Raw genomic sequence first — 15,150 nt, forward strand, 5'->3', positions numbered from 1 at the left:
CTATACGCTCCGGCTTGCCAGCGCATTCACGGCGGCGACCGTAATCGCCGAGCCGCCAAGGCGTCCCTCGACCGTCAGCGCCGGCGCCGGCGGATCCATCATCAATGCGGCCTTGGCTTCAGCCGCGCCGACGAAGCCGACCGGACAACCGATGATCGCCGCGGGTCTTGGACAGTGGCGATCCTCCAGCATGTTGAGCAGGTGAAACAGCGCGGTCGGCGCATTGCCGATGGCGACGATCGCGCCGTCCAGATGCGGCCGCCACAATTCCAACGCTGCGGCCGAACGGGTGTTGCGCATGGATTGAGCGAGCGCGGGAACCGCGGGATGGTCGAGCGTGCAGATGATAGCGTTGCCGGCCGGCAGGCGCGCACGCGTAATTCCTTCCGACACCATGCGCGCGTCGCAGAGGATAGGTGCGGCATTCTGCAGCGCGGCCTTCGCGCTACGCGCCATGCCGGGCGTAAAGCGGATGTAGGATTCGAGGCCCACCATGCCCGCCGCATGGATCATGCGGACGACCACCGGCTCCTCGTCGGCCGAAAAGCGCCCAAGGTCCGCCTCGGCACGGATGGTGGCGAAGGATTGACGGTAGATCGCCGCACCATCGGTCTCATAGATGTGCGGCATCAGCGCGCTACCGTTAGAACGGAAGGATCGGCGATCATGTGGGCGGCGCTCAGTCCACGCAGGGCGGGCGCATCCCGCGTCGAGCCGCCCCGGACGAGGTCAAATCCCTCGCGGGTCGCAACCAGGGTGAGAGCGACAGGCCCCGAATGGGCACAGCCCTTGGCGCAGCCGGAGACATGAAGCCTGCTGTCCGCGGCAACATGCGGCGCAAGCGCCGCCGCAAGTGCACGTGTCTCGGCATGCGCTTCACGGCAGGCGGGTGCACCGCTGCAGGCGACGACGCGCAGGATCGGATCATCGGCCTGCGTGATGAGGCCCTCGCAGCGGGGCATCTCGTGCAACCCCTCCAGCAATATCATCCGCCATGGCGTCATCCGCAATCCTTGCGCGCATCCGGCGAGGTAGGTGAGCGCGGCATGTGTTACCTGCCCGAATGCCGCGCCGACCATCGCGCCTTGCGGATAGAGCCCCGGGCGCGGCTCGGCGATCGTTCGAACCGGCTCGGCGCGGCCACGAAGCGCGTCCGGCAGCTTTGCGCCGGCGCCGATATGCGCTGCCATCCGTCCTCGCCCATCCCTGGCTCCGCCGAAATCGACGAACCACTCGGCCAGCGCGAGCGCAACCTTGACGGCTTCGCTTCGTGCTACGGGACGACCATGCTCCGCGCCGTCGGCGCGCACGATCAGCTCTCCCGCGATGCTGCGCTCGATGCGGATGTCGGCTGAGGCACTGGCCAGCACGCGCTCTGCCCCGCAATCGACGGCGAAGCCGAATTTGGTCGGCAAGTCGGGCGGTCCCATCGCAAGCCCCCGTTCAAGCTCTGCGGCGAGCGAACAGGTATCATCGCTTGAGCTCCAGAACGGGGTAACCAGGATGTTGCGTCGCGCTTCCGATTCCGGATCTTTGTCGATCGGGTGCAGCCGCGAGAGTTCCTCGATCAGAGGCCGATGGCCATCATCGCTGACACCCCTGATTTGAAGGTTGGCCCGGCTGGTCAGATCGATCAGGCCGTTGCCGTAGCGCTCGGCCAATGCCGCAATTCCTGTCGCCTGCTTCGCATCGACCCGGCCACCATGCGGCCGGATGCGAACCACAAGCCCATCGCCTGAGCGCATCGGCCGCAACGCGCCGGGGCACCAGCCCTTGATCGCAACGGCGCTCATGAGGCCTCCCGCAGCGCGGCCGCGATCGAGTTGCGTCGCGTCCTCCAGAGCGACGCTTCATGCAAACGGGTGAAGCAAGTTCCGATCATCGCGAGCGCCGCCGGATTCTCGCACGCCATGAACGCGCGAACGTCGTCATTGCCGAGCGTCGCGTCGTAATAGAGATCGAACAGATGCGCCGGCACGGCATCCGCGAGATGAGCGAAAGCCGCCATATGCTCGAGCGTCGCCGCAATCTCGGCGGCGCCCCGAAAGCCGTGGCGCAGCATGCCCGCGATCCATATCGGATTGGCGGCGCGCGCACGCACGACGCGCGATATTTCCTCGGTCAACGAGCGTGCATGCGGCTGATCCGGATGCGTGGCGTCGAGATGATAGAGCGATGGGGCGGCCGCGCCGAGCCGCGCGGCTGCGGCTGCGACGCCCGCCTCATGCACGGCGTAGTCGGCAGCGAGCAGCAGGTCCGTTTCCGGGAGGTCCTGCACGTGCACGAAGGCATCGGCAGCGACGAGCCTCGCCTCGATACCTGCGCGGTCGGGCCGCATCGTGCCGTCAGACGCGAACGCCCAGGACGAAGCCGAAAGCCAGGCTTCACCGGCCGCCTCGCGCGACTCCTCCGTGAAGACATCCGGCATCGATGCCATACCGACGCCATACTGGCCGGGCTGCGGTCCGAACACGCGCGCCGCGCGATGACGGTAAGGATTGTCCTCGCCCTCCTCGTCCCGTTCGGAGAGGGCTTCGGTTGCCGCCTCAAACAATTGTGCAAGGCCTGAAAAGACGTCGCGAAACAGCCCCGACACGCGAAGCGTCACGTCGATGCGCGGGCGGCCGAGCGCCGCCGGCACGATGATGTCATAACCCGTCACCCGCCCCGAAGCAGGATCCCAGCGCGGCGCGATGCCTGCAAGATGCAGGGCCATCGCAAAATCCTCGCCTGCGGTGCGCATGGTCGATGATCCCCAGAGATCAACCACGAGCCCCTTCGGCCAGTCGCCGTGATCCTGCAGGTGACGGCGCAGCAATTCCTCGGCAAGCTTGATCCCCTGCGCATGCGCTGACGGCGTCGGCACCGCGCGGGGATCGACGGCGAACAGATTGCGCCCGGTCGGCAGCACATCGCGACGCCCGCGATACGGCGAACCGGCAGGTCCCGGCGCCACGCGCCTGCCCGTGAGCGCATCGAGCAGCGCGCCCTTCTCCGCCTTGCCGCAAGCCCCGCGACCGAACACATGCAGGCCCTCGCCGAACTGGCTTGCCTTCAGATCGCAGACGAAGCGATCGATCCGAGGAATAGCCTCGGCCGGCGCAGCCGACGCGCCAAGGCCGAGATCATCTTCCAGGCCCGCGGCACGCGCTTCATCGCGGATTGCTGCGATCAGTCGCTGCCGACGCGCGGGATCGAGACCATCGGCGGTCGAATATTCATCGAGCAGTTGCTCGAGCCGGCGCAGGCCTTCGGGCAAAGCGGCCCGCGCCAGCGGCGGCGGCAAATGGCCGATCGTGACCGCGCCGATACGGCGCTTGGCCTGTGCCGCTTCGCCGGGGTCGTTGACGATGAAGGGATAGATCACCGGCACGTCGCCAATCAGCGCTTCCGGCCAGCAGGCAGCCGACAGCGCGACGGACTTGCCGGGCAGCCATTCCAACGTTCCGTGAGCCCCCATATGGATGATGGCATCAATGCCCTCGCGCCTCAGCCAGAGATAAAATGCAACGTAGGCGTGGCGCGGCGTGCGCGAGAGATCGTGATACTCGGCATCGCGATTGCCGATATCGCCGCGTTCCGGCTGGACGGCGATAGTCATCTTGCGGCGCCGGATCGCGGCGAAACGAAATTCGCCGCCGCGACAGGCCGGATCGTCTTCCGGCGCGCCCCAGGCACTCGCGAGATCGTCCTGCAGCCGGCGCGGAAGCCTGGCCAGCTCCGTGCGATAATCGGCAACGCTCCAGGTCAATGCTTCCCGTAGGAGAGTTTCACCGAGCGCTTCTGCCGCTTTCACGTCGAAACCGGCAGCGTGGAGATCGGACAGCAGCGTTTCGACCGAAGCGAGCGCGTCGAGCCCGACCGCATGCCCGAGCTGGTGCGGACGGCCCGGATAGTTCGAGAGCACCATCGCCAGCCGCTTCTCGCCTGCCGGGCGGTTGACAAGCCTGTGCCAGGCGGCCACCCGCTCGACGACAGCGCATACGCGTTCGTCGTCAGGCCTGTGCGCCAGGTGCGCGAATTGCAGATCGGGATCGCTCTCCCCCGGCGACTTGAAGCTGACGACACCCGCAAACAGCCGGCCGTCAACCTCCGGCAACACCACATGCATTGCCAGATCACTCGGCGAGAGCCCGCGAAGCGATTCCGCCCAATCATCGCGCCGGGCTGTCGACAATGCGACCTGGAATATCGGACAGGATGCGGCATCGAAAGGCGTCGTGCCGTCATCGGCGACCGCAGAGAAGGCGGTCGCATTGACGATCACCGCCGGAGCGCATTGCTCGAAATGCCCCCTCATCCAATCCGCCACACCAGCAGCCTTCAGCGAGGTGATGAATACACCATAGGCATCAAAACCTTTTTGCCGCAATGCTGTGATCAGCGCGTCGACCGGGGCAGTATCTGCCGCGGTGAGATAGGAACGATAGAAGATCACCAACGCGCGCGGCCGCTGATCCGGATTTGGCAGCGCCGCGATTGCACCGCGACCCGGACCGTAGAATCCGATCTCGGGAATTTCGGTTTCACCGACGACCGGCCCCGCATAGAGACCCGACGCCAGTGCGAGTTGGGCGATTGCAGCCTGCGCCGCTATTGTTCCGCCCTTGTCGCACAGCGCCTTCAGCCGTCCGAGCGTCGAGCCGGGCAATGTCGAGAGTGCATCCAGGCGCGGATCGTCGCGACCATCAGCCGGAAGCACCGCAAGCGCGATGTCGCGCTGTTTGGCCAATTGATGCAAGGCGGCCAGTCCGTATGGCCAGTAGGATTCGCCGCCGATCAGGCGCACCAGCACGCCCCGCGCCTGCGACAGCGTACGCTCGATATAGGTGTCGACCGATAGCGGATGACGCAGCTCTGCCAGGTTCGCGAGCCTGAGCGACGGCAGACTGGCGCGGCCCCGCCGCCAGCCGGAAGCGAACGTGGCGAGATCGCTGTCCGAAAACGAGAGCACCACAAGGTCGGCCGGACCCTGGCCGAGATCCTTAGGGATCGCGGTCTCCTCAAGACCGCGGCTCTCGCGAAAGACGACGTGCATCAGACACCAAGTCCCGCCCTAATGGCAGCCTCATCGATATCGTCGTGTTCACCGATCATAACCAGCTTAGACCGCCTTGGGCGCGTGCCCCAGGGCATATCGAACTGATGCCGTACTCGCTCCCCGACCGATTGCAGCAGCAATCGCATCGGCTTGCCCGCGACCGCGATATATCCCTTGGCGCGCAGCACGTTCTGTTCGCGCGCAAGCCGCTGGATCGATGCAACAAGTGCATCGATACTCGCAACTTCCGGGAGCTCGATGACAACGGAGGCAAAATCGTTGTGTTCGTGCCCGTCCTCGCCGTCGTGGTGCGAGGGGCGCGCGGCGAGATCGTCTTCTGCCGCCGCTTCGAGACCAAGGACCACACGCGCATCGACTGCGCCGTCGACGGCCGGCAGCACCGGCACACGACGCGGCATCTCAGCGGCGATCGCCGCCCTGGCCGCTTCAAGTCCTTCCGCGCCGGCAAGGTCCGCCTTGGTGAGCAGCACGATATCCGCGCAAGCGATCTGATCCTCGAATACTTCCGAAAGCGGCGTTTCATGGTCGAGGTTTTCATCGGCCGCACGCTGGGCTTCGACCGCGACAGGATCGGGTGCGAAGCGGCCAGCCGCGACGGCCTCCGCATCCGCGAGCGCGATCACGCCGTCGACCGTGATCCGCGAGCGGATCTCGGGCCAGTCGAACGCCTTGAGCAGTGGCTTCGGCAGGGCGAGGCCCGACGTCTCGATCAGGATATGGTCGGGCTTCACGCGGCGCGAGAGCAGCTGCTCGATGGCAGGAATGAAATCGTCGGCGACCGTGCAGCAGATGCAGCCATTGGCGAGCTCTACGATGTTCTCGGCAGGACAGTTGGCGTCCGCGCAGGATTTCAGGATCTCTCCATCCACGCCTTCGCTGCCGAACTCGTTGACGAGCACCGCAAGCTTCCTGCCGTTCGCGTTGGTAATCAGGTGCTGGATCAGCGTCGTCTTGCCCGATCCGAGAAAGCCGGTGATGACGGTCACCGGGATCTTGGCAAGCGTGTTCATTCTGCGGCCTCCGGCACGACGGCGATGGGTGGAATGCGGGCAAGCGATTGCTTGCGAAAGGTCTCCGGCCGGCTGCGCCATGGCACGATGCCGTCGGGCGCCGCCGCATAGGCCGCAGCGCCGGCAATAACGTCCGGCGCGCTTGCATCGGACAGGCGCCCGTACACATAGGACCAGCGTTGCGGTCCAGAGAGCGCGATCGAGCAGCCCTGGCTACAGGCGGACAGACACTCGACCGGAACGACATTGACGCCTTCCGGCACGCCAGCCTCGAGGATGGCGATGTGCAGACGCGCGCCTGGCGTGGGTTCGTCCTCCCTTAAGGGTTGGCCGGCACGGCAGGTGATGCAAACATGCAACGTGACGGTCATCGCCTCTTCTTCAAAAACTTTTGACGGAGGCGATGAGGCACACGAACCCAGAGACGCGAAGGTTCGCTCCCCGTCGCGGAACACCCCGTCCGCCGGTGGTCAATCGGTGCGCTGGCAGGTCTCCCGGCTTGCGGAGCAGGTTTCCCTTCGATCTCCACCTTCCCAACCCAAACGGGTCAGTGGCTCTTGGAGATCTCTCCGGTCACGGTCGCGGGGGCGGCTGCTTTTCAAGGCTCAAGCTTTCGAGGCAAGAGCCCTATCGCATTCCCTCTTCGCCTGTCGTAGGACAGGAACCAACGCCGCCTCACCATTTGCTCAAGCGTGCAACTTGTCAAGCCAAAGGAACGTGCAGATGATTTCCGAACCGGATGCCGCTGAGGAGGAAGCTGTTGCCGCCGAGGCTTCGCTTGATACCCGCCATGCGGCTAAAATGGCGAAGAAGAAGGCCGCCCGCGACCGGATGATGGCCGCCAAGAGCGGCGAGAAGGGACTCATCATCGTCCATACGGGCGCGGGCAAGGGGAAATCCTCCTCGGCTTTCGGCATGATCATGCGGTGCGTTGCGCATGGCTTTCCCTGCGCCGTCGTGCAATTCATCAAAGGTGCGTGGGACACCGGCGAGCGCCGCCTGCTGACCGGACATTTTGGTAAATTGTGTCAATTCCATGCGATGGGTGAAGGCTTCACCTGGGAAACACAGGACCGCGCCCGGGATATCACCGCGGCGCGCGCCGCATGGGAAAAGGCCAAGCAGCTGATCGCCGATGAAGCCTTGCGCATGGTCGTTCTCGACGAGATCAACATTGCGCTTCGCTACGAATATCTGGAGATCGCAGAAGTCGTCGAGTTCCTGAACAATTCAAAGCCGCCGATGACGCATGTCGTCCTCACGGGGCGCAATGCCAGGCAGGAATTGATCGATGCCGCCGACCTCGTCACGGAGATGACGCTCGTGAAGCATCCTTTCCGATCCGGCATCAAGGCGCAGCCCGGCGTCGAGTACTGACGAATCAACCGCGGAATCCGACTCGATGGCGCGCGCATTGATGATCCAGGGAGCGGGATCTGACGTGGGCAAGTCGCTCGTCGTCGCCGGCCTTGCGCGCGCCGCGACCCGCCGCGGCTATCGGGTGCTGCCCTTCAAGCCGCAGAACATGTCGAACAATGCGGCCGTGACAATCGACGGTGGCGAGATCGGACGCGCGCAGGCGTTGCAGGCGCAGGCCGCAGGTGTCGAGCCGCACACCGACATGAATCCCGTCCTGCTCAAGCCGGAGACAGATGTTGGCGCGCAGATCATCGTGCAGGGACGGCGCGTGGCGACGCTGCGAGCCCGCGCGTACGCTGCGATGAAGTCATCGCTGATGGAGCCGGTCCTCGAAAGTTTCGGACGCCTGAAGGATCGTGCCGATCTTGTTCTGGTCGAGGGCGCCGGCAGCCCAGCCGAGGTCAATCTGAGGAGCGCCGATATCGCCAATATGGGTTTTGCCCGCAAGGCCGACGTGCCAGTCGTGCTGGTCGGCGACATCGATCGCGGCGGTGTGATTGCGCAGCTCGTCGGCATCAAGACCGTGCTGGATGCCGACGATGCGGCCATGATCCGCGGCTTCGTCATCAACAAGTTCCGCGGCGATCCGACGCTGTTTGACAACGGCTACCGGCTGATCGAAGCACGCACATCCTGGCGGGGATTTGGGGTTCTGCCCTATTTCGCCCGCGCTGGCGAGCTTCCGGCTGAAGATGCGATGGGGCTTGCTGACGCCCGCAAGGTAGGCAAGTGCAAGATTGCCTTTCTCGCGCTGTCGCGGATCGCGAACTTTGACGACCTCGATCCGCTGAAGCTCGAGCCTGATGTCGATCTTGTGATGATCCGACCTGGAGAGGCAATCCCGGGCGATGCAAAACTCGTGATCCTTCCCGGCTCGAAGTCGACACGCGGCGACCTCGCCTTCCTGCGCGCGCAAGGCTGGGACATCGATCTTCTCGCGCATCATCGTCGCGGCGGCCATGTGCTCGGCGTCTGCGGCGGTTACCAGATGCTCGGACGCAGTGTGGCGGATCCGACAGGAATCGAGGGACCGGCGGGAGAAACGCCCGGCCTCGGACTCCTCGACGTCAGGACGGTGATGACGCCACAAAAGACTCTCACGCGCGTTGCGGCGGTCCATGCCGCGACGGACCGACCGATCGAGGCTTACGAGATTCACATCGGGCATACCGACGGGCCTGACCGTGCACGGCCATTTGCTTTGCTTGGCAGCGCGCCGGAAGGCGCAGTTTCCAGCGACGGACGCGTGTACGGTAGCTACCTGCACGGCCTGTTTGCTTCGGACAATTTCCGCAGCGCATTTCTCGCGCAACTGGACATTCCGGCCGCAGACCAGCAGTACCGCGCCAGGGTGGAGAGCGCGCTCGATGCGCTTGCCGACCACATCGACAGCCATCTCGATGTAAATGGGCTGCTTGCGCTCGCGCGCTGAGGATTAGTGATCAACGCGAGAGCGCGGCAGCAAGCCGCGACCATTCCGTCCCGTTACCCGGCAAGCCCAGCCGGAGCCATCCCGGCCTTTGTTCAAAAACACGTGACCATATCTGGCCGCGCGCGAGCCGCGCCTGCGCGGCGCGCGCGTCGCCGGTCTCATAGAGCCGGAACAGCAGCGTCCCGCCGACCAGTTGCCAGCCCTGCGATCGCACTTCAGCATCCAGCCGGAGGCAATCGCGCGCCAGACGCGTCGCGGTTGCCTTTGCCCACTCGCGATCAAGCAAGGCGCGCCGTCCGATCGCAATCGCTGCGCCCGAAATCGGCCATGGACCCACCATCGCCGCCAGCGCCGCGATATCGGCCTCGCTGCCGAGAACGAAGCCGAGCCGCAGTCCTGCAAGCCCGTAAAACTTCCCGAATGAGCGCAGGATCAACAGCCCCGACGGTCCCGCCCCAGGTGCTAGCGACAAGCCGGAAACGGCGTCAGCAAAGCTCTCGTCGACCACTAGTCGACCGACGCGCGGCAAGAGCGAGAGAAACTCGTTCGGATGATGGCGTCGGCCATCCGGATTGTTGGGATTAACAACCACGGCGAGATCGGCTCCTGCCAGCGCTTCGAGATTAGAAACCTCGGCCACGTCGTCCCAGGCTGCGGCCGAAAGAACCGCCGCGTACTCGTTATAGGTCGGCGCAAGAATTCGCGCCCGGCCGCGCGACGAAAGACTCGGCAGCAATTGGATGGCTACTTGTGCGCCACCAAGGGCCACGATTCGGGCCTTGGTGGTGTAGGCCTGCTGTGCAGCCTCATGGAGGGATTCGATATCGGATCGCGACGGCAGCGCGCTCCAGTATCTTGGCTCCACCTCACCCACCGGATAGGGCTGCCGATTGATCCCGGTTGAGAGATCGATCCAGTCCTGCGCACGCCCGCCGAAGCGCTGAACGGCGAGATCGAGATTTCCACCATGCTCGAGCATTGCCTCTCCGTCACGCGAAGGCCAAAATCGCAAACGCACCGGCCAAAAGAACCATGGCGCGGACGTAGAGCCTCAACCCTTGCCGGATGTCCGCAGCGAACGGATCGCGCGCCCCCTCGTTGAGCCAAGGTTCGTCGGCGGTGCCACCGTGATAGATGCGCGGCCCGCTGAGCCGCACGCCGAGTGCGCCGGCCATGGCTGCTTCCGGCCAGCCGGCATTGATCGAGCGGTGGCGGCGCGCATCCCTCGCCATGCAAGATAACGCATTCGAAGGCCGCGTCGCCAGCACCACACACAAAAAGCCCGTGAGACGCGCCGGTATGAAATTGGCGAGATCGTCGATGCGCGCGGCGGCCCAACCGAAGGATTCGTGGCGCATCGTGCGATGGCCGATCATGGAGTCGAGCGTATTGATCGCCTTGTAGCCGACAATGCCCGGCAGCCCGAACAACGCTCCCCAGAACACGGGCGCCACAATGCCGTCGGAAGCGTTCTCGGCTAGGCTCTCGATGGCTGCGCGCGCAATGCCCGCCTCATCAAGAGCTGCGGGATCGCGTCCCACGATGTGCGCGACCGCTGCACGCGCGGCTGCGATATCACCGGATTGCAAGGGATTCGCAACGGCGGCCACATGATCATAGAGCGAACGCAGCGCGACCAGGGGCCATGCGAGAATTCCCAGGAGGACGATGCGGCTCCATTCAAAGGCGAGCGCGGCCTGAACCGCCCATCCAATTCCGGCCGAAACTCCAATCACGAAAAGCGCCACGGCTGCGCCAGCGATCCGCCTGACTCCAGGCGGATCGATGGGCCGGTTGAAGCTGATGTCGAGAATGTTGACCAGCCTCCCGAGCCAGGTGACGGGATGACCAATGCGGGCGAACAGCGCGTTGGGCCAGCCCAACAGGGCGTCCACGGTCATCGCCACCGCCATCGCTCCCGCAAAGCCCACGCATCATCTCCCGTCGTGCCTGGCCCTGATGTCACAAGAATTCGGTATCAAGGCAAGCCCCATATCGCCTGATTTCACCTTTGTCTTTGTCGAAGATTGGTGATTAGTGCTGGCCTTAAGCGGAGGACGTCATGGCCATCATACTCATCACGGGCGGCACCCGATCCGGCAAAAGCCTACGCGCAGAAGTCCGCACCCGCGCTTTTCCGGAACAGCCCGTCTATATCGCCACGGCAGAGGCGCTCGATGAGGAAATGGGCGAGCGAATAGCGAAGCATCGCGCGCGGCGAGGAAAGGACTGGATCGAGCGCGAGGTTCCGCTCGATCTCGTGCAGGCCTTGATCGAAACCGATGGCGGTGGCGCAAGGCTGGTCGATTGCCTCACGCTGTGGCTGTCGAACCTGCTCCACGCGGAACGCAACTGGTCGCATGAGGCTTCGCTGCTCGCTGACGCGCTTGCCCGCCAGCGCAGCCCGGTCATCATGGTCACGAACGAGGTCGGGCTCGGTATCGTGCCGGATAATGCGCTGGCGCGCGCATTTCGGGACGCGGCGGGTATCCTGAACCAGACGATTGCCTCCGTTGCGGACGAGGTCGAATTCGTCGTGGCAGGATTGCCGATGAAGCTGAAGTAATGCCGCGCTTGGCGGAATTGCGACGCGTCGTCGGGTGAGCGCGAGCGAGTTGACGGTTCGAGGGATGAAGAAACATGCATCATTTCGAGCATCTCAGGGGCATCGTCACTGACCTGAGAATCGCCATTTCGCTCTCCACGCTTCTGCCTCTCGGGCCGGCGACGCCGGTCAGCGATGGCGATGTTGCCCGCGCGAGCTGGGCGTTGCCAGTGGCAGGATTGCTGGTTGGCTTTGCCGGTGCGGCGGTCTACTGGATCGCACGCGAGGTGGGCTTGACGCCAAGCCCTGCAGCCATGTTGGCGCTAGCGGCCACGGTTCTCGTCACCGGCGCGATGCACGAGGACGGCCTTGCCGATACCGCCGACGGGCTCGGCGGCGGCCGGACGCGCGAGCGGAAGCTCGAGATCATGCGCGACAGCCGGATCGGTACTTACGGCGCGTGCGCGCTTATCGCATCGCTCATCTTGCGATGGAGCGCGCTCGAAACGATCGCCGAGCCAATGTCGATCGCGGCCGCGCTTTCGGTTGCACATGCGGCGGCGCGCGCCGGCATGCCCGCCTTCATGTGGCTGATTCCGCCGGCGCGATCGGATGGGCTTTCGGCCCGAGCCGGACGGCCGCCGGGGCGAAGCGCCGCCATTGCATTTGCTCTCGGGGCTCTTTGCCTCGTTTTCGGTTCCGGGCCGAGCAAGGCGTTGATCGGAGTGATTTTGCTCTCACTGGCCGGGTTGATACTGGCGTGGCTTGCCACGAGGCAGGTCGGCGGACAGACAGGTGATATATTGGGTGCGTTCGAACAGATTGGCGAGATCGTGGTTTTGCTGATGACAGCTGCCCTCCTTCACACGGAACCAGGACCCTGATGGTCGCTTTCGATGAAGCCTTTCGCCGGCAACTGCGCGAGCTCTTCGTGTGGCGCCGCGACGTGCGGCGCTTTCGTCCCGATCCGCTGCCGAGCGGCGCCATGGAGCGGCTGATTGAGATCGCCTGCCTTTCCCCGTCGGTCGGCCTGAGCCAGCCTTGGCGGTTTGTGATCGTCGAAGACAACGCAAGGCGCAGTGCCGTGGTCGAGGATTTCAGGGCCTGCAACGCCGATGCGTTGCATTCTTATTCAGGCGAACGCGCGGCGCGGTATGCGAGCCTCAAGCTCGCCGGTCTCGAAGAGGCCCCGGGTCACCTGGCCGTGTTCGCGGACAAGACGAACGATATGGGGCATCGCCTCGGGCGTGCAACCATGCCGGATGCGGTCGAATACTCCGTCGCCGCCGCCATCTGCTGCATGTGGCTCGCCGCACGTGCAGACGGCATCGGACTTGGCTGGGTGTCGATCCTTAACCCGGCTCGCATCCACGAGGTTCTTGAAGTGCCGGAGTCCTGGAAGTTCATCGGCTATCTCTGCGTCGGCTATCCCCAGAAAGAGTTTGATCGACCCGAACTTGAGCGCGCCAACTGGGAATATCGGCGATCGGCGAAGGAATTTACCACTCGACGCTAGCGCCCAGAATTTCAAGTTTCCACCCGGAGCCTTCGTCGCGTGTTAACGTCGTGTCGGTCAACCAACCAGGACTAACGACCTGGCGATTGGCCGAAGGGCAACGTTAGATTCCTCTCGGCTAGATATTGGCCCCACACTGGTTTGTCTGGCACTGCAGACCCGGGCCGCGATGTTTTTCGAGAGAGAGAGAGAGAGAGAGAGAGAGAGAGAGAGAATTTCCAGTTCCGGACGGCTGTGTTCGCTCGCAATACCCCGTGCGCAGCTAAGAAGCGAGAAACTCGTTCGGGTTGAGGCCCCGGATCGGCGCGACCGATGCGGCGCCTGTTGCTGGCTGCCGTCGAAACCGGTGGGCCTCGCGCTTAAAGCTAGGCGCTAACCGACATCGATCGCCCAGCAATGATGGGTAGAGCGCGTGAGAAGCCACCCGCAGCCATCTACCAGAGTACGCTCGCACGATGATCGATCAGTGTGCTCGCAATTCGACGGGAAAGAATAATACCCGGTCGCCACTTCAGCTGTACGAGGCCACAACTATTTGAATCAACGCACTTAGTGGTAATGCCATGCCTGTCCTTGACAAAACGCTTTTCTGCCGTCCCAGTATCGTTGCGAAGTAATAGGCCGGTGACAGACATCAACTAATCCGATGGGCCGTTCTGATTTAGCGATGGATTGGTGCGAGGACGCGGCCAACCCCTGAATTCATGGGCGTGAGTGAGATCAAATGCAAGATCTGCAAGCTGGCGCTCATACTCGCCATAGTAAAAAATGCCCGGCCCCCTTTCGGCGGCCGGGCGGAAGTCAGTCTGGGAGGAGCGACGCTGTTACACATCGCACCAGCTTCCGTCGGCAGAGGGAGGGTGCCGACGGTTCATTTACGGCGAGGGCATTCGCCGTTAACTTTAGCCACGGGAAGGCCGATATCCGTTCCAAATGAAATCTGGCTTCGCTTCCTTCTGCTCTATTCAGGGAATTCGGCCCAACGCTGCGCGGGAAGGTCGACAACGGCGTCAGTTCTTCCCTCACGTAATCTTAGGACGGTCACCAAGATCATGCTTCTGAGATGGACCCACGGAAAAGAGGCTGTCCGTCAATGCTACACCCGCCGACTGATCGTCATCCACGACGGAAATGACGCCGAGTGTGTGCGGCCATTTGCACCAGACTATGCGCTTTTTCTATGCAGCATTCCGTAAAATTGGTGAAATCGATTGTTTTGATGGGATGCATCTATACTGTTGATACATAAAGACATGCGTTCAGCGGCCTTGATCTAAATCGCGTCGTTCGCGCCGGACGCTGTGATGACCCAGCGTAAGCTCTGGCCTCATAGCAATCTATTCTATCAAGACCTCGCGGTGGCCGACTTTTTTGCGCGGCCTCGGCCCTTTTCCCACCTGCAAGGCCCGCTGCGGGCTTGCGCTGCTTTTACGGATCAGCCAGGGCACGCCGCGGAAATCTCACAATTGCGCGTTTAGGGCTTCAATCGCGAAAGACCGCTGAGGGGGCGCGTTGGCCGACGGCTGGTGCGAAGGTAATCATCGAGGCTTGCACGGACACGGCTCGCAAACGGCGAGGCACCCGGCTCATCATGGCCCATGATTGTTTGATGCCCGACAAAGTCTCACTCGGCAACGTGGTAATTGCGACACTATTCTCAATCCAAGAATATCGCGCGGCCGTGCCCCGGGCCGACTAGACGCACATCATCGACAGCCTTCGAGCGGCACGTCATTTGCAAAGATGATGTTGGGCGTGGACACGGACGTTCACCCGTGCCGATGCCCGCAACCTCCAGGTTGCAGCCCGACGCACCTCTTGCTTCCCCCTTGCAAAGTGCGTCGGGCTTTTTCGGTCGTCAAGTTTCCACGCATCTGCCTATCCTCCGCGTGAATGCAAATTGGAACGCCTATGAACTATACGCGCGCATTTTCGGAGACGCCGAACGCCATGTCGGCGCCAATCATCGGATGCATGGCGATGTTCTCGGCGACCAGCGGCATTGCGGTCGCTGAGATTTAGTCCACTTCCTCCTGCGCCAGACGCAGCGGTAACGTTCACGGTGAGCAGGAAGCAGGGCTTGCGCCAGAGCGTAGCGACGCTGAAAAGTGCAGTTCCCTACTCGCTGAAAGGAGTGATCACCTTCAATAGTTCTTTCGGTAGCGT

At 63.4% G+C, this 15,150-nt stretch carries 12 protein-coding genes and 1 riboswitch; of the genes, 5 read left to right on the forward strand and 7 right to left on the reverse strand.

All coding sequences use genetic code 11. The annotated features are described in order from the left end of the window. From C7G61_RS32895 to C7G61_RS32915, 5 genes are read right to left on the reverse strand one after another with little or no spacing between them, the layout of a single operon-like run. Positions 1 to 630: a precorrin-8X methylmutase gene (locus tag C7G61_RS32895; protein WP_108521743.1), complete on the reverse strand. Its 630-nt coding sequence runs from the start codon at positions 628 to 630 to the stop codon at positions 1 to 3. Further along, positions 630 to 1,793 carry a precorrin-3B synthase gene (gene cobG / locus C7G61_RS32900; protein ID WP_108521745.1) on the reverse strand — a complete coding sequence of 388 codons (1,164 nt, stop codon included), beginning with the start codon at positions 1,791 to 1,793 and terminating at the stop codon, positions 630 to 632. Before cobG ends, C7G61_RS32895 begins: the two co-directional genes overlap by 1 nt. Next, complete coding sequence (gene cobN / locus C7G61_RS32905) at positions 1,790 to 5,038, reverse strand: cobaltochelatase subunit CobN (protein WP_108521747.1); 3,249 nt, start codon at positions 5,036 to 5,038, stop codon at positions 1,790 to 1,792. The genes cobG and cobN overlap by 4 nt, the downstream gene beginning before the upstream one ends. Next, positions 5,038 to 6,072 carry a cobalamin biosynthesis protein CobW gene (cobW, locus tag C7G61_RS32910; RefSeq protein ID WP_108521749.1) on the reverse strand — a complete coding sequence of 345 codons (1,035 nt, stop codon included), beginning with the start codon at positions 6,070 to 6,072 and terminating at the stop codon, positions 5,038 to 5,040. Before cobW ends, cobN begins: the two co-directional genes overlap by 1 nt. Beyond that, positions 6,069 to 6,443 carry a DUF1636 family protein gene (locus C7G61_RS32915; RefSeq protein WP_108521751.1) on the reverse strand — a complete coding sequence of 125 codons (375 nt, stop codon included), beginning with the start codon at positions 6,441 to 6,443 and terminating at the stop codon, positions 6,069 to 6,071. The genes cobW and C7G61_RS32915 overlap by 4 nt, the downstream gene beginning before the upstream one ends. Before the next feature lie 96 nt (positions 6,444 to 6,539). Next, a riboswitch (cobalamin riboswitch) is annotated at positions 6,540 to 6,756 on the reverse strand. 39 nt (positions 6,757 to 6,795) lie between these two features. Between C7G61_RS32915 and cobO the strand changes: the two genes are divergently transcribed. Together cobO and C7G61_RS32925 are read left to right on the forward strand one after the other, a co-directional pair. Beyond that, positions 6,796 to 7,449, forward strand: a complete 654-nt coding sequence (cobO, locus tag C7G61_RS32920) for a cob(I)yrinic acid a,c-diamide adenosyltransferase (protein WP_108521753.1) — start codon at positions 6,796 to 6,798, stop codon at positions 7,447 to 7,449. 25 nt (positions 7,450 to 7,474) lie between these two features. Beyond that, the gene (locus C7G61_RS32925; RefSeq protein WP_108521755.1) at positions 7,475 to 8,923 is read left to right on the forward strand and encodes a cobyric acid synthase; all 1,449 of its coding nucleotides are present in this window, start codon (positions 7,475 to 7,477) and stop codon (positions 8,921 to 8,923) included. A 10-nt stretch (positions 8,924 to 8,933) separates the two neighbouring features. Here the strand turns inward: C7G61_RS32925 and cobD are convergent, their stop codons facing one another. Both cobD and cbiB read right to left on the reverse strand, forming a co-directional pair. Then, a complete protein-coding gene (gene cobD / locus C7G61_RS32930) occupies positions 8,934 to 9,902 on the reverse strand; it encodes a threonine-phosphate decarboxylase CobD (RefSeq protein ID WP_108521757.1) in 969 nt (322 codons plus the stop codon). 10 nt (positions 9,903 to 9,912) lie between these two features. Then, positions 9,913 to 10,854, reverse strand: coding sequence for an adenosylcobinamide-phosphate synthase CbiB (gene cbiB / locus C7G61_RS32935; protein ID WP_190242079.1), 942 nt, complete (start codon positions 10,852 to 10,854; stop codon positions 9,913 to 9,915). A gap of 131 nt (positions 10,855 to 10,985) precedes the next feature. On the opposite strand from cbiB, the gene cobU reads away from it, so the two are divergent. The 3 genes from cobU (at position 10,986) to bluB (ending at position 12,984) form a co-directional block, all read left to right on the forward strand. Further along, positions 10,986 to 11,489, forward strand: a complete 504-nt coding sequence (gene cobU / locus C7G61_RS32940; RefSeq protein WP_108521761.1) for a bifunctional adenosylcobinamide kinase/adenosylcobinamide-phosphate guanylyltransferase — start codon at positions 10,986 to 10,988, stop codon at positions 11,487 to 11,489. Between the two features lie 74 nt (positions 11,490 to 11,563). Beyond that, positions 11,564 to 12,352: an adenosylcobinamide-GDP ribazoletransferase gene (gene cobS / locus C7G61_RS32945; protein ID WP_108521764.1), complete on the forward strand. Its 789-nt coding sequence runs from the start codon at positions 11,564 to 11,566 to the stop codon at positions 12,350 to 12,352. Beyond that, positions 12,352 to 12,984, forward strand: coding sequence for a 5,6-dimethylbenzimidazole synthase (gene bluB / locus C7G61_RS32950; RefSeq protein WP_108521767.1), 633 nt, complete (start codon positions 12,352 to 12,354; stop codon positions 12,982 to 12,984). The genes cobS and bluB overlap by 1 nt, the downstream gene beginning before the upstream one ends. Positions 12,985 to 15,150 lie beyond the last annotated feature (2,166 nt).

Origin of the sequence: Bradyrhizobium algeriense, from assembly GCF_003062295.1 — a bacterium.
Taxonomy (GTDB): domain Bacteria; phylum Pseudomonadota; class Alphaproteobacteria; order Rhizobiales; family Xanthobacteraceae; genus Bradyrhizobium; species Bradyrhizobium algeriense.

What these genes read in the sequence shown, in the direction of transcription:
- bluB (WP_108521767.1), top strand. Translation starts at nt 12,352, where the DNA reads ATGGTCGCTTTCGATGAAGCCTTTCGCCGGCAACTGCGCGAGCTCTTC.
- cobD (WP_108521757.1), bottom strand. Translation starts at nt 9,902, where the DNA reads ATGCTCGAGCATGGTGGAAATCTCGATCTCGCCGTTCAGCGCTTCGGC.
- C7G61_RS32895 (WP_108521743.1), bottom strand. Translation starts at nt 630, where the DNA reads ATGCCGCACATCTATGAGACCGATGGTGCGGCGATCTACCGTCAATCC.
- cobG (WP_108521745.1), bottom strand. Translation starts at nt 1,793, where the DNA reads ATGAGCGCCGTTGCGATCAAGGGCTGGTGCCCCGGCGCGTTGCGGCCG.
- cobO (WP_108521753.1), top strand. Translation starts at nt 6,796, where the DNA reads ATGATTTCCGAACCGGATGCCGCTGAGGAGGAAGCTGTTGCCGCCGAG.
- C7G61_RS32925 (WP_108521755.1), top strand. Translation starts at nt 7,475, where the DNA reads ATGGCGCGCGCATTGATGATCCAGGGAGCGGGATCTGACGTGGGCAAG.
- C7G61_RS32915 (WP_108521751.1), bottom strand. Translation starts at nt 6,443, where the DNA reads ATGACCGTCACGTTGCATGTTTGCATCACCTGCCGTGCCGGCCAACCC.
- cobU (WP_108521761.1), top strand. Translation starts at nt 10,986, where the DNA reads ATGGCCATCATACTCATCACGGGCGGCACCCGATCCGGCAAAAGCCTA.
- cobW (WP_108521749.1), bottom strand. Translation starts at nt 6,072, where the DNA reads ATGAACACGCTTGCCAAGATCCCGGTGACCGTCATCACCGGCTTTCTC.
- cobN (WP_108521747.1), bottom strand. Translation starts at nt 5,038, where the DNA reads ATGCACGTCGTCTTTCGCGAGAGCCGCGGTCTTGAGGAGACCGCGATC.
- cobS (WP_108521764.1), top strand. Translation starts at nt 11,564, where the DNA reads ATGCATCATTTCGAGCATCTCAGGGGCATCGTCACTGACCTGAGAATC.